We start from the raw sequence: 19,549 nt of genomic DNA on the forward strand, positions 1-19,549 counted from the left end.
AACGGCACGCTGGCCACGTGCAACGTCGCACGTTCGAGACACACGTGGCAACACATCGGGCACGTGTCGTAAGCGCGCGCCGAAACGATGGTCAGGCGGCGCGATGAGGGGTCAGTACACGCCGGGCAGCAGCCGCCAGGTCCGCGCGCAATACGCGTCGTATTCGGCACCGAATTGCGAATGCAGCAACGCTTCCTCTGAGCGGATACGCGCGACGAGCGGCACCATCATCAGCGCGACCAGCAGCACGCCGACGCCCGAGCGGAACGCGAGCGCCCAGCCGACCGAATTGACGAGCAGGCCGAGATAGCTCGGATTGCGGATGCGGCGGTAGATGCCGTCGGTCACGAGCGTATGGCCCGGCTGGATCGCGACGAGCCCGCTGAAGCGCTTGCCGAGCACGAACACGGGCCAGAGGCGCAGCACCCCGCCCGCGATGTACAGCGCGACGCCGAGCCACCGCACCGTATCGCCGCCGAGGGTCCAGACATCGAGCCGGTCGGTCAGCGCGGGCAGATACGCGAGCAGGAAACCACTCACCGCGAATGCCGCGAGCACCCAGCGGTTGTCGCGGTTCTCGCGCTCGCCGGCGCTCAGGTTGCCTTCGGTGAACATCGCGGCGACGGCCATCGCGAGTGTCGCGACGACGATCACGGTCAACGGCGGATGCGAGAAAAAGGCAGCGAACCCGCCGATGCCGAGCACCGCGAGCCCGAGATAGACGAGCGTCGATACGCCCGACAGGACAGCGACCTTGCGTGTGACGGACATGGCTGCCTCACCGAATGCACTTTCCTGTGAAGTATAGGAACCGTGCGCACGATGCGCAGCGTGCCGTCGTCATGCGGCGCGCGAATCCGCGCGAATCTTCCGGCGAAGGGCAGCGGACCGGTGCGGGCAAGGCCCGCGCCGGGGGCCCGATCAGCGGATGCGGAAGTTGCCGCCGATCCCGATGCTGACGGGCGGCGCGTAATACGCCGGCGCGTAGCCGTAGTAGGCCGGCGCGGGCGCGTAACCGTACGGCGGCGCGACGTAGCAGCCGGACAGGCCGCCGATCAGGGCAAGCGTGATGAGAAGTCTGGACATGGCTCGATTCCCGGCGCGAAAGACGAATGACACCTTGCGAAGACCCTGCCGCCGCGAGCGGCGGCGGCCGGCACGAAGAGGCGATCCGCTCTTCCTGTCGCTCGATGAAACAATGCGCCGAGTCTAGCGCGCGGCTTGCCGGGCCGAGTTTCGTGCGCGGTTACACGTGTTACCCGACGTGACTGCTGAAACAGACTGCCGCAGCGCGACGGCCGGCATGTGCGCCGCCGCGCCGCATGCGAACGCGCTTCTTACACGAAACGCGCACGAATGCGCTGCGCGATCGATTCGAGCGTTGCCGCGTCGGCGATGTCGCGCGCATGCATCCGCAGCTCGACGCCTTCCCGGCGCGGGATCACGTGGAAGTGCACATGCGGGACCGTCTGGCCCGCCGCCGCGCCGTTGAACTGGCCGATGAACACGCCGTCCGGCTCGAGCGCCGCGCGCACCGCCGCCGCGACGCGCTGCGTCATCCGGATGCCGGCCGCGGCCGCGTCGCCGGACAGCTCGAAGATCTGTGCGGCCGGCTCCTTCGGGATCACGAGCACGTGACCGTCGGCCTGCGGCATCAGATCCATGATCGCGAGGGTCGCGTCGTCTTCCGCGACCTTCACGCACGGCAGTTCGCCGCGCAGGATTTTTGCGAACGGGTTGTTGTTGTCGTAAGACATGGCGCGTTCCGATAACGGTTGGACAGGGTAAGCATTCTATGCCGGACGACTATCGGCCGACGGCGCTCGATATTTCAACTTGTCAGGCCGTGTTGCCATTGCAGCGAACAATGGCTGCCGACGCGCATGCAACGTGCGCAGCGGGATGGAATAAGCAGCCGTCGCCATCCGTTTATTTCGAGCGCGGGTTCGCGCGGCTAGATCGCGAACCCGCGCCGGACACCCGTCGGCTGCGCTGGCCGGCAGCCGGGATGACTGCTCGTTCATCAACCGGAGTCATGCCATGGACCCTCTCCCCACCTGTCGTTCCCCCGCCCCGCCCGTCTTCGCCGCGCCCCCGCCGGCATACGCGCGCGCCTCGCACGCGCTGGCGCGCACGTTATGCCGCGCGGCTTGCGCCGCCGGGCTGGCCGCCTTGTCGTCGACGTTCGCGTGGGCCGGCGGCAACGACGTCATCCTGCCGCCTTCGTCGGTCACCGCATCGACCGTGCCGGCCAACGGCGATCTCAATCCGTACGGCATCGCGTTCGTGCCGCGCGGCGTGCCGACCTGGAGCACGCTGAAACCGGGCGACGTCGTCGTGTCCAACTTCAACGCGGCGTCGAACGCGCAAGGCACCGGCACGACGATCGTCAAGCTGTCGCCCGGCAATACGCCGGCGACGTTCTTCCAGGGCCGCAATCTCGGCCTGACGACCGCGCTCGCGGTGCTGCGCAGCGGCTTCGTGCTGGCCGGCAACGTACCGGCGCCGGACGGCAAGACCGTCGTCGCGCCGGGCTCGCTGCTCGTCATCAATCCGCAAGGCAATCTCGTCACGCAACTGGTCAGCGCCACACTGCTCGACGGGCCGTGGGACATGACCGTGATCGATCGCGGCCAGCGCGTGACCGCATTCGTGTCGAACGTGCTGAACGGGACGGTCGCGCGGATCGAACTGGCGATCGGCAACGACGGCGTCACGATGCTGCCGAGCTCGCACATCATCGCGTCGGGCTACGTGAACCGGACCGACCCCAACGCACTCGTCGTCGGCCCGACCGGCCTCGCGTACGACCCGAACGTCGACGTCCTGTATGTCGCTTCCACCGGCGACAACGCGGTGTTCGCGATCCAGAACGCCGCGTCGACGAACCGCAACGGCGGCGTCGGCCGGATGATCTACTTCGACACGAAGCACCTGCACGGCCCGCTCGCGCTGGCGCTCGCGCCGAACGGCCATCTCGTGACCGCGAACGGCGACGCGGTCAACGCCGACCCGCAGCATCCGAGCGAAATCGTCGAATTCACGGTGGACGGACGCTTCGTCGCGCAGATGCAGGTCGATATCGTGCCGGGCGCGGCATTCGGCCTTGCATTCGGGCGAGGCAGCAAAGGCCAGTCGCAATTCGCGGCCGTCAACGACAACACGAATACCGCGACGGTCTGGACACTGCGTTTGGACAACGACAACAACAACGCACAATGACGCGCCATGTGAACGGGCTGCATGCGGCCCGTTCGAACCTCGCGATCGACACATACGATTCGCACCCGCCGCGCAACATGCGTCCGATCGACACCGCCGGGCGTCGCCGGCGCCCGCGATTGCCAGCGCTCGCCCGAACCTGCGACACTGCCGGTTCATCGCCCGCCTGCAGACAACCGAGGACGCTCGCGCATGACGACACCCATCAAGACGTTGATCCGACGGGGCGCCGCCCTCGTGCTGCTGGCCGCGGTCGGCTATGCCGGATACATGCTGTCGCGGCTTGCGCCGATCGCCACAGGCTATGCCGCCAAGGCGCTGTGTTCCGGCGTGTACGTGTCGGGCCGCCCGGCCGCGTCCGTGATCGACGTCGACATCATGGCCGGCGTGCATCCGCTGCTGAAACTGGTACGTCCGTCGCTCGATCCCGACCATCATCGTGCGGTAGCGACGTTCGCCGGCTTCGCCGGGCGCGAAGCCGACTTCCGGCCCGGGCTCGGCTGCACGCTCGTGCTCGGGCCGTCGTCTGCCACATTGCCGGCCGCGTTGCCCCTTCTTCCCGACCCGCCGCCCGCGCAGCCCGCGCCCGCCGCGCCGCCCGCCGGCATCGACGCGCACAAGCTGCAGACCGCGCTCGACCGCGCATTCGACGAGCCCGAACCGGCACGGCCGCGGCGCACGCGCGCGGTCGTCGTGATGTGGCGCGGCAAGGTGATCGCCGAACGTTATGCGCCCGGCTTCACGGCCGACACGCCGCTGCCCGGCTGGTCGATGACGAAGACCGTGACGGCCGCGCTGGTCGGCATGCTCGTCGCGCAGCACAAGCTGTCGCCCGACGCATCGGCGCTGCTGCCCGAATGGCGCGGCAGCGGCGACCCGCGCGCGGCCGTCACGCTCGACGAACTGCTGCGGATGACGAGCGGCCTGCAATTCAACGAGGACTACGACGACCCGCTGTCCGACGTCGCCGTGATGCTGTTCACGCAGCCCGATACCGCGCGGTTCGCGTCGGCGAAACCGCTCGCTTCGACACCCGGCACGCAGTGGTATTACTCGAGCGGCACGAGCGCGATCGTCGCGCGCGTGATGCGCGAAGCGATGGGCGGCAGCAACGATGACTACCTCGCATTTCCGCGCCGCGCGCTGTTCGCTCCGCTCGGGATGCGCAGCGCGGTGTTCGAGCCCGATGCGTCCGGCACGCTCGGCAGCTCGTCGTACATGTATGCGAGCGCGCGCGACTGGGCGCGCTTCGGGCAGTTTCTGCTGCAGGACGGCGAGTGGAACGGGCAGCGGCTGCTGCCGGCGGGCTGGGTGCGCTACCTGACGCGCGCGACGCCGCAGTCGCCGCGCCAGGAATTCGGCGCGCATCTGTGGGTCAAGGTGCCGGAGCCGTTCAACGATCGCGATCCGCATGCGAGCGCGATGCCGGCCGACGCGTTTCATGCGGTCGGCCATGAAGGCCAGTTCGTCAGTGTGGTGCCGAGCCGTCAGCTGGTGGTCGTGCGGCTCGGGCTGTCGCGGCCGGAGTCCGCATGGAATCACGAAGCGTTTCTCGCGCGCGTGCTCGACGCGGTGCCGGCGCCCGGCGCGTGACGACAGGCCGGCGAGCCCGAGGCCCGTGCGTGCCGGCGGCGACGCGGCGACGCGGCGGCGATTGCAACGCCGCCGCGCCGCGCGCTACCTGCGATGCGTCACGGATTCGCGCTGCCGGCGTAGGTCTTGAAGCCTTCGCGAGTCGCAAGACGCTCGAGATAGCGCGACACCGCCGGGAAATCCGGATGCTCGAACGGCGTGCCGAACCAGCGATTCACCGACAGGCCGATCGGAATGTCCGCGAGCGTGAAGGTGCCGCCGGCCACGAACGCGCCGGTCGATTCGAGCTGCGCATTCAGCACGCGCATGTGCTTCGTCCAGCCTGCGATCGACTGCGCGATGGCGTCCGGATCCTGATGATCGGGCGATTTCCGCACGAGGCCGAGGAACGCGCCGACCCACGAGCGGTTCAGGTCCGCACCCTGCCAGTCGATCCATTGATCGACCCGCGCGCGCGCCTGCGGCTCGGCCGGATAGAGCGCATCGCCGCCATAGCGGTTTGCGAGGTAGCGAATGATCGTGTTCGATTCCCAGAGCACGAAATCGTCGTCCTTGATGACGGGCACGAGCGCGTTCGGATTCAGCGCGAGATAGGCCGGATCGTTGGTCGTGCGGAAACCCGCGCCCCAGTCTTCCTGTTCGAACGGCAGGTTCAACTCGGTGCACAGCCACAGCACCTTGCGGACATTGATGGACGGGATCTTGCCGAGGATGTGCAGCATGCAGTCTCCTTGTGAGGTCGGATGCGGAGCGTTCGGGACGCACGACACGTCCCGGGCGCGGTCACGTCGAATTTATACACGACCTTGGGGGAAACAACAGGCCGGGCCCGCAAAATCGGCGTGCGGCCGATTCGTCAGGTCGCGCAGCGCGTGCTCCGCCGTCGGGAACCGGAACATGAACCCGTCCTGATGCAGCCGGGCCGGCATCACTCGCTGCCCGTCCAGCAGCAGCTCGGCCATCTCGCCCATCGCACAGCGCAGCGGCGCGGCCGGCACGTGCAGCCATGCGGGGCGGCGCAGCACTTTCGTCACGACCTGCACGAACTCGCGCTGGGTCAATGACCCGGGCGCCACCGCGTTGTAGACGCCGTGCATGCCCTCGCTCGACATCGCGCGCGCGATGATCCGAAGTACGTCGTCCCGGTGAATCCAGCTCATGACCTGTGCGCCGTCGCCGAATCGCCCGCCCATCCCGAAGTAATGCGGCAGCAGCATCGGACGCAACGCCCCGCCGGGGCCGAACACGACGCCCAGCCGCAGCACCACCGCGCGCACCCCATGGCGTTCGAGGGGCTGTGCGGACCGTTCCCACTGCCGGCACAGCTCGGACATGAAGCCGGAGCCGGCGCTGCTGCCCTCATCGAGCCGTTCGTCGGCCGGCCGCACGCCGTAGTAGCCGATCGCGGATGCCTGGATCCACGTGCTCGGCTTGACCTCGGCGGTCTCGACCCAGCGCATCAGCGACTGCGTGACGCCGACGCGGCTGGCGAGCAGCAGCGCCTGCCGGCGCTTGCTCCAGCGCGCGCCCAGCACCGGCGCCCCCGCGAGATTGATCACCGTGTCGAAGTGCTCGTGCGGCTGCAACTGTTCGACGGACGTCACGCTGCGCACGCGGCCCTGGAACTGGTAGGCCGCGCGCAGCGGATCGCGCGCCAGCAACGTGACCGTATGCCCCGCATCGAGCAGCCGGTTCACGAGGGTTTCGCCGATAAAACCCGTGCCGCCGGTGACGAGCACGTTGCCGGCCGGCTGCCCCGCGAACGGATTGGCGACCGGGGCGTGTCGCGCGATCCGGCACGCGGCAATCCCGTCGCGGATACCCGATATCGTCACGCCGACGGCGAACAGGCTGAGTAGCCAGCCGCGCCAGCCGACGTGGATCGCGTGCAGCGCGGTCGGTTCGTGCGCCCAGACGGCCAGTTGCATCGCGAGCATCCCGAACAGCGCGCCGCCGTTGACGGCCAGCAGCGTGTGCAGCACGCGCTCGGTCGCCGGCAGCTTGCGGCTTTGGTCCTCGACGACGAAGTCCCACAACGTCAGCGCCACTTCGACGAGCACCACCGCCGCGATCGCCGCGACCCAGGCGCCGTGAAACGCGACGTTCGCGATCGATGCGAACACGAGGCCGTAGAGCACGGAACGCACCGCATGAATCGCCAGCTCGAGCCGCGCGCGCGGGCTGTGCGGCAGGTCCTGCGTGAGCTCGTGGTGATAAAGCGTATCGAATGCGCCCATCGCGCCCTGCACGATCAGCAGGTTGAGCGCCCAGTCGTAGGCAGGCAAGGTGTTCACGCGGTATCCCTCCTCAACAGCCAGACAAGCGGCGGAACCATCGCGACGAGTGCGGCCGCGTCGATCGCCACGTGGCCCCATACACGGGCCTGCAATGAAAACAGCATGTCCTGCGGCGCCCAGACCAGCAGGCCGGCCAGCAGCCATCCCCACGTTTCCCCCTTGCGCAACCGGTTGCCGAGGTGGACGAGCGCGAGCATCCAGACCGACGCGCACTGCACCGTCGCGGCGATCAGCGACATCCACCATATCTGCTGGGCACGCGCCGGTTCGGGTGCCACGCCCGCCCAGAAATGCAGCTCGATGCCGCGGTGATACGCATCGACGAACGGAGCACCGGCGAGCCACGGAGCGGCCACGCCGACGAGCAGATGCACGATCGCCGCGGCATACATCCAGCGCACGACGATGCGGCGGATGCTGTCGCGCGCAGGACGATCTGCCGCCGTGTTTTCAGCGGCCTTGCCGATGCGACACGCCGGCCCTTCGCAGTGCGCTTCGGCGTGATAGCCGAGCCAACTGGAAACGGCATGCCGGTTGCGTGCGATGCGGCGATACAGCGGCGCGAGCGCGGCGCGCATGGCCGGCACGCGAAGCGGCCAGACGAGCCAGCGGCGCCCGACCAGCGTATAGGCGGCCAGGATGCTGTCCATGCCGGTCAGCATGCGTCCGTCGGGTAGGCGCGCATGCAACTCGCTGTTCAGCGCGGGCAGGTCGACGCCCAGCGGCGCCGGATCGAATCCCGGCTCGGCGATATCGACGAAAGCCAGCCGGTCTCGCGTATTCCAGGCCGCGAGACGCCGAATTTCCGCGACGCATAACGGACACCGTCCGTCGAAGTACAGCACTAGTTCACTTGAGTCCATGATTTGCACTCCTTCTTGTTATCGCAAGCATCATGAATCGATCGATTGACTGCTTTCAGGTGCGCCGCACCGCTGCTCCGCGCGGCGGCGACGGCCCTACACCGGCTTGAGCACCATCAGGAAGTAGACGGACAGCATCGCGCAGAACGCCGGATAGCCGAGCAGTTCCCAGCGCTTCGCATAGCGCCAGTAGCGTTCCGGCAATGCGGCGTCGCCGTTCACGTGCGCGAGCTTCGCCATCGCGGCGAGTTCGACCTGCAGCCACACGACCGGCAGCCAGCATGCACCGGCGATCGCATACAGCACGATCGACGCGACGAGCCACGGCGTATGCCACGGCCAGCCGGCCGTATGCGCGAGCCACAACCCCGACGCCGGCTGGAAGATCACGGCCGGTGTCGTGAACCACCAGTCCGCGCGCACCACGAGCCGCGACACGGCCGCGATCGCGGGCACCGAGCGCGTGCGGTTCGCGAAAAACAAGTAGAACGCGGTGCCGAACCCCGTGCCGACCAGCAGCACCGAGGACAGGATATGCAACGCCTTGACGACGAGATAGGTATTCATACGTGTTCTTCTTCTGAAAACAGGATCAACAGGATCGCGAGAATCGGCACGTTCTTGAGCACGGGGCCGAACGGTTCGGCCAGCAGGCCCGGCATCGTGACCGCGATGACGGCCGAATACGCGACGATCAGCACGGCTTGCGCGGCCCACAGGCGGCGCGACGGTGCGGCAACGGTCGCGATGCCGAACGCGAAGTCCAGCGCGCTAGCCGCATAGAGCGCGGCCAGCGCAGGCAACCCCGTCAGGTGCGCATGCGCAAGCAGCGCGAGGCTCGCGTGCAGCGGATGAATGAACGCGCTTGCGATGGCCGTCCAGATCCACACGATCGCGAGTGCGCCCAGCAGCAACGGACGCCGCCACATCGCAAGCGCGTCGCGACGCAGCGCGGCCGCGTCCGCGCCGATGAAACCGCCGATGCCGCGCGGCGGCCGGCCGAGCACGGCCGTGGCTGCCGCCGGATCGCCGGTGTTCCCGCCGCGCAGCATCGTCCACGTATCGCGCGTCAACATCGCACCCGGCAGCGTGCCGAGCAGCGCGGCCGCCGCGCCGACCAGCGGGCCCGGCAGCGTCACGCCGGCGGCCGGCGGAAACCCCAGCGCGGCCCGGTAGCGGGCCAGCATCTCGCGGTATTCGACCTCGTCGTTGCCGACCACGTCGATCACCGCGCCGCCGGCCGCCGGCGAATCGAACGACTGCATGACCAGCCGCGCGACGAGTTCGGCGAGATCGTCGACATGCACGGGGCGCAGCCGCTGATGGCCGCCCGCCGGCAATACATGCACGGGCAGGCTCGCGAGCATCCGGAAAAACCGCGCCGACGTACCGGCCGCGCCGTAGACCAGCGCGGGGCGCACGATCCGGAAGTCGATCGGCAGCGTCTGCAGGAAGCGATCGGCTGCGTGCTTGCTCGCGAAGTACCGCGTATCGCCGCGCTCGACGCCGAGCGCCGAGATCTGGATCACGCGCCGCACTCGCGCACGGCAGCACGCGGCGAAAAGCGCGCACGGCGCGGCACGATGCACGGCGTCGAGCGTCGCGCCGCGTCGATCGGCGAGGATGCCGACCGCATTGATCACCACGTCGACGCCCTCCAGCCGCGTCAGCCACGCGTCGGGATCGATGTCCTTCGCGAAGTCGATCGCGACGTCGCGCGGGCCGGCCGCATCGCGCACGCCGCGCAGCACGCGATGGCCGCCGGCTTCGAGCTGCGCGCACAGTGCCCGCCCGATGAAGCCGTTCGCGCCGCAGACGAGGACGGTCACGCTGCGTTCCCCGGTGCGGTCGCTCTGGCACGTCGACGGCATGACTGCATTCATTTTCATCCTCTTATTACAGTTATTTCTGTACAGACAGAAATATCAATTCCGAAAAAAGCGGGCTGCCTGCCCGCACTTCCGCTACCGCCTACTTCGACGACTTGCGCCTGACCGTCTGGCTGATCTTCGCACCGATGCCGAGCGCCTTCATCAGCGTATCGGGCTTGAGCCGCAGCATCTCGTCCGACCAGGTCGTGAGCGTCTCGACGAACTGCAGCGTGTCGCGGATACGCTGTTCGGTCTCGCGGCTCTCGTTGGCGATCTCCGGGCTCGTCAGGCAATCGCGCAGCACCGTGAGCGTCGGCTCGATCTCGCGCTGCCGCCGCCCTTCGACGATCAGCTTGAACAGTTCCCAGATGTCGGTCGACGTCTCGAAATGGTCGCGGCGATCGCCCAGCACATGCACGACCTTCGCGAGCCGCCACGCCTGCAGTTCCTTCAGGCTGGTGCTGACGTTGGAGCGCGCGACGTTGAGCGTCTCGGCAATCTCGTCGGCCGCGACCGGCCGGCCGGCCAGGTAGAGCAGCGCGTGAATCTGCGAGACGGTTCGGTTGACGCCCCACCGCGAGCCCATTTCGCCCCAGTGGAGAATGAATCGTTCGGCAATCGGTGTGAGTTCCATGTCGGGAAATTTATTCATTTCAGTTATTTCTGTCAAGAGAGAAATAACCGGACGATCCGGCACCTTCCTGCCGCGCGCGCCCGCGATCGGCCGCTTCCTTTACAATGCGCGGGATTTTTCCGATTTCAGGCCGTTTCCGCCTTTCTGACAAGAGGTTTCCATGATCATCAAACCGCGCGTGCGTGGCTTCATCTGCGTGACGACTCATCCCGTCGGCTGCGAAGCCAACGTCAAGGAACAGATCGACTACGTGACTTCGCACGGCCCGATCGCCAACGGCCCGAAGAAGGTGCTCGTGATCGGCGCGTCGACCGGCTACGGCCTCGCCGCCCGGATCTCGGCCGCATTCGGCTCGGGCGCGGACACGCTCGGCGTGTTCTTCGAGCGCGCCGGCAGCGAATCGAAGCCCGGCACGGCCGGCTGGTACAACAGCGCCGCGTTCGAGAAATTCGCCGCGGAAAAGGGGCTCTATGCGCGCAGCATCAACGGCGACGCATTCTCCGACAAGGTCAAGCAGGTCACGATCGACACCATCAAGCAGGATCTCGGCAAGGTCGATCTCGTCGTCTACAGCCTCGCGGCACCGCGCCGCACGCACCCGAAGACGGGCGAAACGATCAGCTCGACGCTCAAGCCGATCGGCAAGACGGTGTCGTTCCGCGGGATCAATACCGACAAGGAAGTGATCCAGGACACCGTGCTCGAGGCCGCCACGCAGGAAGAGATCGACGGCACCGTCGCCGTGATGGGCGGCGAGGACTGGCAGATGTGGATCGACGCGCTGGATGAAGCCGGCGTGCTGGCCGACGGCGCGAAGACGACCGCGTTCACGTATCTCGGCGAGCAGATCACGCACGACATCTACTGGAACGGCTCGATCGGGGAAGCGAAGAAGGATCTCGACAAGAAGGTGCTGTCGATCCGCGACAAGCTGGCCGCGCACGGCGGCGATGCACGCGTGTCGGTGCTGAAGGCCGTCGTCACGCAGGCCAGCTCGGCGATCCCGATGATGCCGCTGTACCTGTCGCTGCTGTTCAAGGTGATGAAGGAAACCGGCACGCACGAAGGCTGCATCGAGCAGGTGTACGGGCTCCTCAAGGACAGCCTGTACGGCACGACGCCGCACGTCGACGATGAAGGCCGGCTGCGCGCGGACTACAAGGAACTCGATCCGCAGGTGCAGGCGAAGGTCGTCGCGCTGTGGGACCAGGTGACGAACGAGAACCTGTACGAGCTGACCGACTTCGCCGGCTACAAGACCGACTTCCTGCGGCTGTTCGGCTTCGAGATCGCCGGCGTCGACTACGACGCGGACGTGAACCCGGACGTGAAGATCCCGGGCATCATCGATACGACGGCCTGACGGCACGACCCGCCGCGCGCACCGCGCGGGCGGCGGGTCGTGCTTCCCGGCGGCATCAACGCGGCGCCGGTTCTTCCAGATACACACCTGACGACAGCGTGGCCTTCACGCGCCGCGTGAACTCGTCGGTCGACACTTCCTCCGCACCCGCTTCGATCGCGTCGTACGCCTGGCGCACGACGTCGTCCGGCGTGGCCTTCGGCACGTCGAGGCCGCGCGTCAGGTCGGTGTCGATGAAGCCGGCATGCAGCCCGACGACCTGCGTGCGCTGCTCGCGCAGCGAATGGCGCAGCCCGTTGGTCAGCGCCCACGCGGCCGATTTCGACACGCCGTAGCCCGACAGGATCGGCCGGTTCACCCAGCTCGCGACAGACAGCACGTTCAGGATCGCGCCGCCGCCATGGCCGGCGAGGATTCCCGCAAACGCCCGCGACATCGCCAGCATCCCGAACACGTTGGTTTCGAAGTGATCGCGCAGCGCGTCGGGCGCGCCGTCGTCCGTCAGGCTGCCGAGCCGCGCGATGCCTGCGTTGTTGATCAGCAGCGTGACGTCGCGCGCCGCGTCGGCCGCCGCGGCAACGGCCGCCGGATCGGTCACGTCGAGCTTCACGGGCACGACGCCGGGCAGCGTCACGGTGGCCGGATCGCGCGCCGCCGCATAGACCTTCCGCGCGCCTCTCGCGAGCGCCTGCTTCGCAAACTCGAGCCCGAGCCCGCGGTTTGCGCCCGTCACGAAAACGACTGCACCTTCGATCTTCATGATCGTTCCTTTCGCATGATGAATCGCCTGTGCGCCGGCTCGTCGCGCACGTGAGATCCGGTGGAAAACGACGCTGCCATTGCGTACCGAATCGCTGCGCCGCCGGAGGCAGACGGCGAGCCGTCCGCTGCCCGTCACCCTGCGGCGCCAAAGACCTTGACCGATTGCCATCCGTATTCCGGCCGTGGCTTCGCACCATCCGCCAAGTCGGCTACACTCGATATCAATGTCGATCACCATTGTCTTTGCGGTGCATTGTGTTCGCGCCGCCCGGGCGTGTCAATTGTGATCGCCATTGTGTTTTTCAATCGACGCGATCAGCAGAATCAGGGAGGGATCGATGGGGGTGTCAAGACAGCAGGCTGCCGAGAACCGGAGCGCGATCGTCGCGGCCGCCGAGCGGCTGTTCCGCGTACGCGGCGTCGACGCCGTGGGGCTGACGGAGCTGATGAAGGAAGCCGGTTTCACGCAGGGCGGGTTCTACAACCACTTCAAGTCGAAAGATGCGCTGGTCGCCGAGGTGATGGAAAAGGCGATGCAGGACCGCGCGGATTCGCCGAATGCCGGCAATCTCACCGCGCAGGTGGCGTCGTATCTGTCGGCGGCGCATCGCGACAATGTCGAGGCCGGGTGCCCGCTGTCCGGTTTCGCGGGCGACGCGCCGCGACTGACCGAGGCGGCGCGCGCGTGCTATGCGCGCGGCCTCGCCGCGTATCTCGACCGGCTGGAAAAGATGGTGGGGACCGAAGGCGCGACGCCGGAACAGACGCGTCGCGACGCGCTCGCAGTCTTCAGCCAGATGGTCGGGGCGCTCGTGCTGTCGCGCGCGATCGCCGGCACCGATCCCGCGCTGGCCAATGAGATCCTCGACGCGGGACGGGATATGCTCGTCGACGGACGCGACGGTCCGGTTGTGCCGGCATAAGGGTGCGCCCGGCGGCTCGCCGCGCTTTCCGCGCTCCCGCGCTACTCGACCGCCCGCGCGGCATCCCACAGCGGCTGCCCGCCCAGCGCCGCATGCCACGCATCGAAATGCGTGCGCCACGATTCGAACGGCTCCGTCAACGGATGGCGCGGATCTTCGCTGAGCGAATACGCCATCCCTTCGATCAGCCAGCGCGGCTTGATCGCGACGGCCAGGTTGCCGAGCACTTCCGCCTGGCGGTGATGGATCAGTTCGTGCGCGAGAAAGTAGGTCTGCCAGCCGCGCGGCGCGATGACCACGCCGAAATTCCCGAGCGTCAGCGCCGCACGTTGGCCGAGGCCGAATGCGTCGGCACACGCGCGCGTCGAACAGAACACGACGCGCGGCGCGTCGCGGAACCCGCCGACAGCCGCCGCCGCGCGCGCATAGCCGTCGCGATAGAGCTGCTGTGCATCGCCAAGCTTCGCGGCATCGTCCGTGCAGATGTCGGCGCGTGGGCAGGACACGCCGGGGATCAGCGAGGGCGCGACGATGCGCAGCGGCTTGACGAGCGCATACGCGGCAATCGGCAGTGCGACGAGCAGGCCCATGAGGGCGAAAGCGACATGCGAGCGTTTCATCGAGGCAGCGGTTCCGTGGCGTTTTGCTGGAGTTCTTCCGGCGTGAATATATCGGACCTGCACGGTTGCAGGCCCTGTTTTTCTTTCGGACCGGCATGCGGCGCCGACCGGCTCTCGACTCTCAGCGCGACCGGCGACACGTCCCGGCGCTCGCCGGCATCGCCATCGCCATCGTCACGACCGGCATGGCCTTGAGCCTCGCCAGCCGGCGGCGAACCGCAGAACGGCCGGCGATCCGGCGACCGAACCGCGCCGCGCAAGGCTGAAACAGGCGACGCGCGTCACGCGGCGTGCCCGGTACGCGCGTCGCTGGCGCTTGCCTCCCACCGGCTCCAGCGAATGGCCCGCCACAGGATCGCGCCGCTGCACGCGAACAGGATCGCCTCGACCAGCACGGTATCGACATGCCAGTACCGCGTCAGCAGCACGACGACGAGGTCGAACATGAAATGGATCGCGATCGCATACGCGAGCCAGCGCTTGGTGCCGCGCACAAATGCCTGCAGCACGATCAACGACAGCCCGACATGCGCGGCCAGCGCGCTCGTGCGTTCGAGCAGCGCGAGAAACGGCGACGCGAGCGTCATGCCCGCGAACTGCGACCCGATCAGCGACTGCACGCCCTCAGGCACGACGACGCCCGCGTGCGCGAGCAGGTAGCCCGTGCCGAGCGCGAGAAACCCGACGCCGACCAGCAGCATCGCCTCCAGCCCGCCGTGCCCGAGCCCGAGCATCACGGCCGTCTGCGCGTCGCGCCGCTTCGGCAGCAGATACCGGAATGCGATCCAGCGCCCGCATTCCTCGAAGAGCCCGGCCGTCAATGCCGCGAACACCAGCATCGGCACATGCCAGCGCGGGTCGTGAGCGAGCCAGCGGTACAGCGGAACCTGCCACCACACGCGCAGCACCGGCTGGAACACGAAGAAGGTCAGCATGCCGTAGAAAAACACGCGCCACGGCACCTGCGTGCGGCGTCGCCACGCGGCCGCGAGCACCGCAGGCGCAAGCAACGCGACGACACCGGCCGCAAGCGTGAGGAACAGGAGAGCCGGGGCGACGGGATGCATGGCGGATGCCGACGAGCGCCGCTACGCGAGCTGCTTGTGGAAGAACGTCGTTGCGCAAAGCGCGCCGTCGGGCATCAGCGCATAGTTCGGCACGACGCCGACGCGCTGCCAGCCGGCCCGCTCGTACAGCCGCTCGGCGTCGCCGCCCGTCACGGTGTCGAGCACGAGCACGGTCTTGCCGGCGTCGCGCGCGGCCGCGTCGGCCGCCGCCATCAGCCGCGCGGCGACGCCCTGCCGGCGCGCGTGCCGCGACACCAGCATCTTCGCGATGTCCGCGCGATGCGGCTGGTTCTCGGGCTGCGCGATCACGACCTGCACGGTGCCGACGATCCGGCCTTCGGCGTCCTCGGCGACGAGCAGGATGCGTTCTCCGTTCTCCACGCCGTCGGCCACGCGCGTCCAGAACGCGACGGCGGTCGGCCGTTCGATCGGCAACATGAAGCTCACGGACGCGCCGCCCTCGACGCAATCGATCAGCACGTCGGCCAGCGCGTCGACGCAGGCCCTCGCGTCGCGCGCGCCGACGCGGCGGACGGTAACAGGTTCGGTCATGCCATCTCCAGTCGTCAGCCAGGCCGCACGCGGTCGTTCGCGATGCGTCCGGATTGAAAAGAATGCCGGCCCGTCGTCGAGGCTTGCGTGCAACGGCAGCAGGCGTCCGGCAACGCGGCGCAGGTTGGCGTGTGTTACCGCCCCATCATCCCACGCGACGAAAATTTCCGCTGCATCGCCTATACTTAGCCGCATGGCTAACTTTCAACCCGGCATCAGCGACGTCTTCCACGCCCTCGCCGACCCGACGCGCTGCGCGATCGTCAGCGCGCTCGGCCAGGGCGAGCGGACCGTCTCCGCGCTGGCCGCGCCGTTCGACATGGCGCTGCCGTCGTTCATGAAGCATGTCGCCGTGCTCGAGCGCAGCGGCCTCGTCCAGACCCGCAAAACCGGCCGCTCGCGCACCTGCGCACTGGTCGGCAGCCGGCTGACCGAGGCCGAGGAATGGCTCGCCGCGCAGCGTGCGCTGTGGGAAGCGCGATCCGATCGTCTCGTCGAATTCGTCGAACGCCGTCACCAGGAGGATCAAGATGTCAGCAAGCCACGTCGAACCCGCTGAAGCCCACGATCTCGTCATCACGCGCACGCTGCGCGCGCCGCGCCACGCGCTGTGGCGTGCGTGGACCGACCCCGAACTGTTGAAGGAATGGTGGTGCCCGAAGCCGTGGACTACCGAGGTGCGCGCGTTCGACCTGCGGCCGGGCGGCGCCTTCCATACGTTCATGCGCGGCCCCGATGGCGGTACGAGCGACAATCCCGGCTGCTTCCTCGAAATCGTGCCCGAAGCGCGCATCGCGTTCACGTCGATGCTCGCGGGCGGCTGGCGGCCGCAGGTGCCGTGGCTGGGCTTCACGGCGATCATTACGATGGCCGACGACGCTGCGGGCTGCCGCTACGAGGCGCGCGTGATGCACCCCGACGCCGCGACGCGCGAGCGCCACGAAGCGCTCGGCTTCTTCGAGGGCTGGAACACCTGCATCACGCAGCTCGACGCATTCGCGGCCACGTTGCGCTGAACGGCTGAACAGCTGAACGCGGGCGAGCGCGCGGTCATTGCATGCCGCCCCGCCCGCGCCTACGATTCCTGAAGGAAGCGTGACGACACGCCGGCATCCGGCGTGCACCGTCGCGCGCGCTCCGCGGGAGGCGACATGTTGCATACGCACACGCATTCGACCCGGGTCAGCCGGCACCTGAACGCACCGCGCGGGCGCGTCTATCGCGCGCTGCTCGATCCGCACGCGGTCGAGCAATGGAAGGTGCCCGACGGCATGACGTGCCGCGTGCATGCTTACGATGCACGCGAAGGCGGCGCGCTGCGCGTGTCGCTGAGCTACGACGCGCCGTCGGCCGACACCGGCAAGACCACCGCACGCACCGATACCTATCACGGCCGCTTCGTCACGCTCGTGCCGGACCAGCAGATCGTCGAGATCGACGTGTTCGAAACCGACGATCCGATGCTGCGCGGCGCAATGACGATCACGATCACGCTGTCCGACGAAGCGGACGGCACGCGCGTGGACGCCGTGCACGACGGGATACCGCCCGGCGTGCCGGTCGCCGACAACGAGACCGGCTGGCGCATGGCGCTGGCGAAGCTCGCGGCACTGGTCGAGGCAGGGTAAGCACGCGCGGGCGTGCCGTGACGCGCGTCAGCCGAGCCGGTAAGGCTTCAGTTCGGCCGGGCCGGAATCACGGTAGCGCGTCTGCGCCTGGATGTAGACGGACGCCTGGATGTTGTGGCCCGAGCGCGCGTCCTGCAGATAGTCGTCGAGCATGTAGATCCAGCCCGGCCGTTCATAGAAATGGGGATGAGCGCCGACGCGAGCCAGTCGGGGCGGACGGCGAGATAGTTGCCTTGCATCGTCATGCGGGAAACTCCATCTTGGGCCGGTGCGGGCGTATCGGCGAACGCGGGCACCGCGAGCGACGCGGCGGCAGCGGACGACGCCGCGGGGTCGTAGCCGGCCGGGCGAGCGTCCGGCGGCGCGACAGCGCAAAAGGCGGCCACATGCGACACTGGCCGCCGATGCACGCATCGCACGCCGCCCGTGTGCGCACCATGCGTGCAACCGTCAACCGGCCATGCACAAGAGGGGCATCCGCCATGAACGCCGCGCACACCGCCACCTGGTATTTCGATTTCGTTTCGCCGTTCGCCTACCTGCAGCAGGAACAGTTCGACCGGTTGCCGCCCGCCGCGGCGTTCGAGCCGCGGCCGATCGTGCTCGGTGCGCTGCTCGCGCACTGGGGCCAGAAAGCGCCGGCGGAGATCGCGGCGAAACGCGTCTTCACCTATCGCCACGCGCAATACCGCGCGGACAAGCTCGGCATCCCGTTCCGGATGCCGCCGGCCCACCCGTTCAACCCGATCAAGCCGCTGCGCCTCGCGATCGCGATGGGCAATTCGCTCGATGCGATCCGGCGGATCTTCCGGCATATCTGGCGCGACGGCCATGACGTGTCGACGACGGAGGGTTTCGCCGCGCTGTGCGAAGCCGTCGGCTTTCCGGAAGGCGTGACGGCCGTCGAAGCACAGCCGGTGAAGGACGCATTGCGCGCGAACACCGATCGTGCGATCGCGCACGGCGTGTTCGGCGTACCCACCTTCGAGCTCGACGGCGACCTGTTCTGGGGCGAGGATGCGACCGGCATGTTCGCCGACTGCGCTACATCCCGCGCATGGCTCGATTCGCCCGAGGTGCGCCGCATCAGCGCGCTACCCGAAGGGATCCGGCGCAGCTGACGGCGCAGCCCGTGTCAGACTTCGCGCCCTTCGACGAGCCCCGGCACGGCCTCGCGCATCATTGCGGCGAACCGCACGAGCCGCGACGGATAGAACTGCGCATGCGGATAGACCAGGTAGACGGGCAGCGGCGCGGCCTGCCACTCGGGTGCGAGATGCACGAGCTCGCCGCGCGCGAGATGGTCGGCCAGCATCCATGTCGAACCGACGCACGCGCCGACGCCCAGCAGTGCCGCGCTGCGCAGCGCGTACAGGTTCGCGGTCGTGATGCGCGGGCGGATCGCGATGCGCCGCGTCTCGCCGGTGACGGCGTGCGTCAGCGCCAGCTCGGTGCGGTAATACGTGCGCAACGCGAGCCATGGCAAAGCGGCCAGCGCGTCGGGGTCGGCCGGCAGGTCGGCGCCGTTCAGCACCGACGGCGCGGCGACCACGAAGCGCGGCACCTTCGTCAGCCGAATCGCGACGACGGACGGATCGGCCGGCTCGCCGACCAGGATCGCGCAATCGATGCCGCTGCCGACGAAATCCCGCACTTCGTCCTGCAGCAGCCACTCGACCGACACGCGCGGATAGTCGCGCAGGAACTGCGCAAGCGGCCCGATGAAACGCTCCTGCCCGAACGCGTGCGGCACCGCGACCCGCAGCAGCCCGTCCGGCTCCTCCTGCGCGCCGCGCAGATCGGCCTCGAACGCCGCCCAGTTTGCCAGCAGTTCCTTCGCGCGCGTGAAACAGCGCTCGCCATCGACGGTCAGCCGCATCGTGTGCGTCGTCCGTTGCAGCAGCCGCATGCCGAGCGAGCGTTCGAGCGCCTGCAGCCGCCGGCTGATCGTCGGCTGCGTCGTATGCAGTTGTGCGGCAGCGGCCGACAGGCTTCCGGCCTCGACTATGCGTACGAAGGTTTCCATCAGCTCGAAACGATAGCCGGCGCCGTCCGCCGGCACCGCCTGAATGCGCGGAGAGCCGCCAGCAGTGGGGGAAATTGAAGATTCTTCGTTCATTCGTGGAGCGTATAACAAATCTTCGCGAGGCGGCA

The 19,549-nt window shown here is 68.1% G+C and carries 23 protein-coding genes and 1 pseudogene; 9 read left to right on the top strand and 15 right to left on the bottom strand.

Going from position 1 to position 19,549, the window contains the following annotated elements; all coding sequences use genetic code 11:
* Positions 1-111: 111 nt before the first annotated feature.
* The 3 genes from DM992_RS24740 to DM992_RS24745 all read right to left on the bottom strand — a co-directional run bounded on the left by DM992_RS24740 (position 112) and on the right by DM992_RS24745 (position 1,757).
* A complete protein-coding gene (locus DM992_RS24740) occupies positions 112-771 on the bottom strand; it encodes an isoprenylcysteine carboxylmethyltransferase family protein (protein ID WP_111019035.1) in 660 nt (219 codons plus the stop codon).
* A gap of 150 nt (positions 772-921) precedes the next feature.
* Positions 922-1,086: a hypothetical protein gene (locus DM992_RS42370; protein WP_167347856.1), complete on the bottom strand. Its 165-nt coding sequence runs from the start codon at positions 1,084-1,086 to the stop codon at positions 922-924.
* A 251-nt stretch (positions 1,087-1,337) separates the two neighbouring features.
* Positions 1,338-1,757 (bottom strand): HIT domain-containing protein, encoded by a 420-nt coding sequence (locus DM992_RS24745; protein ID WP_111019036.1) that lies wholly within the window; start codon positions 1,755-1,757, stop codon positions 1,338-1,340.
* Positions 1,758-2,040: 283 nt separating this feature from the next.
* Here DM992_RS24745 and DM992_RS24750 point away from each other — a divergent pair, with 283 nt between their 5' ends.
* Positions 2,041-3,222 carry a hypothetical protein gene (locus tag DM992_RS24750; RefSeq protein WP_204356173.1) on the top strand — a complete coding sequence of 394 codons (1,182 nt, stop codon included), beginning with the start codon at positions 2,041-2,043 and terminating at the stop codon, positions 3,220-3,222.
* Positions 3,223-3,414: 192 nt separating this feature from the next.
* On the top strand, positions 3,415-4,815 hold the full coding sequence (locus DM992_RS24755; protein WP_111019037.1) for a serine hydrolase: 1,401 nt from the start codon (positions 3,415-3,417) through the stop codon (positions 4,813-4,815).
* A 98-nt stretch (positions 4,816-4,913) separates the two neighbouring features.
* Here DM992_RS24755 and DM992_RS24760 read toward each other — a convergent pair whose 3' ends face one another.
* The 6 genes from DM992_RS24760 to DM992_RS24785 form a co-directional block, all read right to left on the bottom strand.
* Positions 4,914-5,537 carry a glutathione S-transferase gene (locus DM992_RS24760; RefSeq protein WP_111019038.1) on the bottom strand — a complete coding sequence of 208 codons (624 nt, stop codon included), beginning with the start codon at positions 5,535-5,537 and terminating at the stop codon, positions 4,914-4,916.
* Positions 5,538-5,609: 72 nt separating this feature from the next.
* Entirely contained in the window at positions 5,610-7,109 is a 1,500-nt protein-coding gene (locus DM992_RS24765) for a TIGR01777 family oxidoreductase (RefSeq protein WP_111019039.1), read from the bottom strand.
* Entirely contained in the window at positions 7,106-7,975 is an 870-nt protein-coding gene (locus tag DM992_RS24770; RefSeq protein ID WP_111019040.1) for a DUF393 domain-containing protein, read from the bottom strand. Before DM992_RS24770 ends, DM992_RS24765 begins: the two co-directional genes overlap by 4 nt.
* A gap of 96 nt (positions 7,976-8,071) precedes the next feature.
* The gene (locus DM992_RS24775) at positions 8,072-8,542 is read right to left on the bottom strand and encodes a DUF2269 domain-containing protein (protein WP_111019041.1); all 471 of its coding nucleotides are present in this window, start codon (positions 8,540-8,542) and stop codon (positions 8,072-8,074) included.
* Positions 8,539-9,858: an SDR family oxidoreductase gene (locus tag DM992_RS24780; protein WP_111020385.1), complete on the bottom strand. Its 1,320-nt coding sequence runs from the start codon at positions 9,856-9,858 to the stop codon at positions 8,539-8,541. Before DM992_RS24780 ends, DM992_RS24775 begins: the two co-directional genes overlap by 4 nt.
* A gap of 88 nt (positions 9,859-9,946) precedes the next feature.
* Complete coding sequence (locus tag DM992_RS24785) at positions 9,947-10,480, bottom strand: MarR family transcriptional regulator (protein ID WP_047902276.1); 534 nt, start codon at positions 10,478-10,480, stop codon at positions 9,947-9,949.
* 160 nt (positions 10,481-10,640) lie between these two features.
* Between DM992_RS24785 and fabV the strand changes: the two genes are divergently transcribed.
* The gene (gene fabV, locus DM992_RS24790) at positions 10,641-11,843 is read left to right on the top strand and encodes an enoyl-ACP reductase FabV (RefSeq protein ID WP_111019042.1); all 1,203 of its coding nucleotides are present in this window, start codon (positions 10,641-10,643) and stop codon (positions 11,841-11,843) included.
* A gap of 55 nt (positions 11,844-11,898) precedes the next feature.
* On the opposite strand, the gene DM992_RS24795 is transcribed toward fabV, so the two are convergent.
* Complete coding sequence (locus tag DM992_RS24795; RefSeq protein ID WP_111019043.1) at positions 11,899-12,603, bottom strand: SDR family oxidoreductase; 705 nt, start codon at positions 12,601-12,603, stop codon at positions 11,899-11,901.
* 340 nt (positions 12,604-12,943) lie between these two features.
* Here DM992_RS24795 and DM992_RS24800 point away from each other — a divergent pair, with 340 nt between their 5' ends.
* Positions 12,944-13,528 carry a TetR/AcrR family transcriptional regulator gene (locus DM992_RS24800; protein ID WP_111019044.1) on the top strand — a complete coding sequence of 195 codons (585 nt, stop codon included), beginning with the start codon at positions 12,944-12,946 and terminating at the stop codon, positions 13,526-13,528.
* A 41-nt stretch (positions 13,529-13,569) separates the two neighbouring features.
* On the opposite strand, the gene DM992_RS24805 is transcribed toward DM992_RS24800, so the two are convergent.
* Positions 13,570-14,148 carry a hypothetical protein gene (locus DM992_RS24805; protein WP_111019045.1) on the bottom strand — a complete coding sequence of 193 codons (579 nt, stop codon included), beginning with the start codon at positions 14,146-14,148 and terminating at the stop codon, positions 13,570-13,572.
* Positions 14,149-14,171: 23 nt separating this feature from the next.
* Here DM992_RS24805 and DM992_RS24810 point away from each other — a divergent pair, with 23 nt between their 5' ends.
* Positions 14,172-14,414, top strand: a complete 243-nt coding sequence (locus DM992_RS24810; RefSeq protein ID WP_111019046.1) for a hypothetical protein — start codon at positions 14,172-14,174, stop codon at positions 14,412-14,414.
* A gap of 15 nt (positions 14,415-14,429) precedes the next feature.
* Here DM992_RS24810 and DM992_RS24815 read toward each other — a convergent pair whose 3' ends face one another.
* Both DM992_RS24815 and DM992_RS24820 read right to left on the bottom strand, forming a co-directional pair.
* Positions 14,430-15,215 (bottom strand): YhfC family glutamic-type intramembrane protease, encoded by a 786-nt coding sequence (locus DM992_RS24815; RefSeq protein ID WP_111019047.1) that lies wholly within the window; start codon positions 15,213-15,215, stop codon positions 14,430-14,432.
* Positions 15,216-15,236: 21 nt separating this feature from the next.
* Positions 15,237-15,767 (bottom strand): GNAT family N-acetyltransferase, encoded by a 531-nt coding sequence (locus DM992_RS24820; RefSeq protein WP_111019048.1) that lies wholly within the window; start codon positions 15,765-15,767, stop codon positions 15,237-15,239.
* 193 nt (positions 15,768-15,960) lie between these two features.
* Here DM992_RS24820 and DM992_RS24825 point away from each other — a divergent pair, with 193 nt between their 5' ends.
* The 3 genes from DM992_RS24825 to DM992_RS24835 all read left to right on the top strand — a co-directional run bounded on the left by DM992_RS24825 (position 15,961) and on the right by DM992_RS24835 (position 17,395).
* Positions 15,961-16,326 (top strand): metalloregulator ArsR/SmtB family transcription factor, encoded by a 366-nt coding sequence (locus tag DM992_RS24825; protein WP_111019049.1) that lies wholly within the window; start codon positions 15,961-15,963, stop codon positions 16,324-16,326.
* Positions 16,298-16,783 carry an SRPBCC family protein gene (locus tag DM992_RS24830; protein WP_111019050.1) on the top strand — a complete coding sequence of 162 codons (486 nt, stop codon included), beginning with the start codon at positions 16,298-16,300 and terminating at the stop codon, positions 16,781-16,783. Before DM992_RS24825 ends, DM992_RS24830 begins: the two co-directional genes overlap by 29 nt.
* 135 nt (positions 16,784-16,918) lie before the next feature.
* Complete coding sequence (locus tag DM992_RS24835) at positions 16,919-17,395, top strand: SRPBCC family protein (protein ID WP_034181826.1); 477 nt, start codon at positions 16,919-16,921, stop codon at positions 17,393-17,395.
* Positions 17,396-17,437: 42 nt separating this feature from the next.
* On the opposite strand, the pseudogene DM992_RS24840 reads toward DM992_RS24835, so the two are convergent.
* Positions 17,438-17,640, bottom strand: a pseudogene (locus tag DM992_RS24840) (amidohydrolase); the annotation flags it as partial.
* A 237-nt stretch (positions 17,641-17,877) separates the two neighbouring features.
* Between DM992_RS24840 and DM992_RS24845 the strand changes: the two are divergent.
* Positions 17,878-18,516, top strand: coding sequence for a 2-hydroxychromene-2-carboxylate isomerase (locus DM992_RS24845; protein ID WP_111019051.1), 639 nt, complete (start codon positions 17,878-17,880; stop codon positions 18,514-18,516).
* Between the two features lie 14 nt (positions 18,517-18,530).
* On the opposite strand, the gene DM992_RS24850 is transcribed toward DM992_RS24845, so the two are convergent.
* Complete coding sequence (locus DM992_RS24850) at positions 18,531-19,514, bottom strand: LysR family transcriptional regulator (protein WP_111019052.1); 984 nt, start codon at positions 19,512-19,514, stop codon at positions 18,531-18,533.
* Positions 19,515-19,549: the final 35 nt, after the last annotated feature.

The organism is Burkholderia sp. JP2-270, from assembly GCF_003233675.1.
GTDB lineage: Bacteria > Pseudomonadota > Gammaproteobacteria > Burkholderiales > Burkholderiaceae > Burkholderia > Burkholderia pyrrocinia_C.

Coding starts and splice junctions, on each gene's coding strand:
- DM992_RS24740 (WP_111019035.1), bottom strand. CDS start 771: ATGTCCGTCACACGCAAGGTCGCTGTCCTGTCGGGCGTATCGACGCTC.
- DM992_RS42370 (WP_167347856.1), bottom strand. CDS start 1,086: ATGTCCAGACTTCTCATCACGCTTGCCCTGATCGGCGGCCTGTCCGGC.
- DM992_RS24745 (WP_111019036.1), bottom strand. CDS start 1,757: ATGTCTTACGACAACAACAACCCGTTCGCAAAAATCCTGCGCGGCGAA.
- DM992_RS24750 (WP_204356173.1), top strand. CDS start 2,041: ATGGACCCTCTCCCCACCTGTCGTTCCCCCGCCCCGCCCGTCTTCGCC.
- DM992_RS24755 (WP_111019037.1), top strand. CDS start 3,415: ATGACGACACCCATCAAGACGTTGATCCGACGGGGCGCCGCCCTCGTG.
- DM992_RS24760 (WP_111019038.1), bottom strand. CDS start 5,537: ATGCTGCACATCCTCGGCAAGATCCCGTCCATCAATGTCCGCAAGGTG.
- DM992_RS24770 (WP_111019040.1), bottom strand. CDS start 7,975: ATGGACTCAAGTGAACTAGTGCTGTACTTCGACGGACGGTGTCCGTTA.
- DM992_RS24775 (WP_111019041.1), bottom strand. CDS start 8,542: ATGAATACCTATCTCGTCGTCAAGGCGTTGCATATCCTGTCCTCGGTG.
- DM992_RS24780 (WP_111020385.1), bottom strand. CDS start 9,858: ATGAATGCAGTCATGCCGTCGACGTGCCAGAGCGACCGCACCGGGGAA.
- DM992_RS24785 (WP_047902276.1), bottom strand. CDS start 10,480: ATGGAACTCACACCGATTGCCGAACGATTCATTCTCCACTGGGGCGAA.
- fabV (WP_111019042.1), top strand. CDS start 10,641: ATGATCATCAAACCGCGCGTGCGTGGCTTCATCTGCGTGACGACTCAT.
- DM992_RS24795 (WP_111019043.1), bottom strand. CDS start 12,603: ATGAAGATCGAAGGTGCAGTCGTTTTCGTGACGGGCGCAAACCGCGGG.
- DM992_RS24800 (WP_111019044.1), top strand. CDS start 12,944: ATGGGGGTGTCAAGACAGCAGGCTGCCGAGAACCGGAGCGCGATCGTC.
- DM992_RS24805 (WP_111019045.1), bottom strand. CDS start 14,148: ATGAAACGCTCGCATGTCGCTTTCGCCCTCATGGGCCTGCTCGTCGCA.
- DM992_RS24815 (WP_111019047.1), bottom strand. CDS start 15,215: ATGCATCCCGTCGCCCCGGCTCTCCTGTTCCTCACGCTTGCGGCCGGT.
- DM992_RS24820 (WP_111019048.1), bottom strand. CDS start 15,767: ATGACCGAACCTGTTACCGTCCGCCGCGTCGGCGCGCGCGACGCGAGG.
- DM992_RS24825 (WP_111019049.1), top strand. CDS start 15,961: ATGGCTAACTTTCAACCCGGCATCAGCGACGTCTTCCACGCCCTCGCC.
- DM992_RS24830 (WP_111019050.1), top strand. CDS start 16,298: ATGTCAGCAAGCCACGTCGAACCCGCTGAAGCCCACGATCTCGTCATC.
- DM992_RS24835 (WP_034181826.1), top strand. CDS start 16,919: ATGTTGCATACGCACACGCATTCGACCCGGGTCAGCCGGCACCTGAAC.
- DM992_RS24845 (WP_111019051.1), top strand. CDS start 17,878: ATGAACGCCGCGCACACCGCCACCTGGTATTTCGATTTCGTTTCGCCG.
- DM992_RS24850 (WP_111019052.1), bottom strand. CDS start 19,514: ATGAACGAAGAATCTTCAATTTCCCCCACTGCTGGCGGCTCTCCGCGC.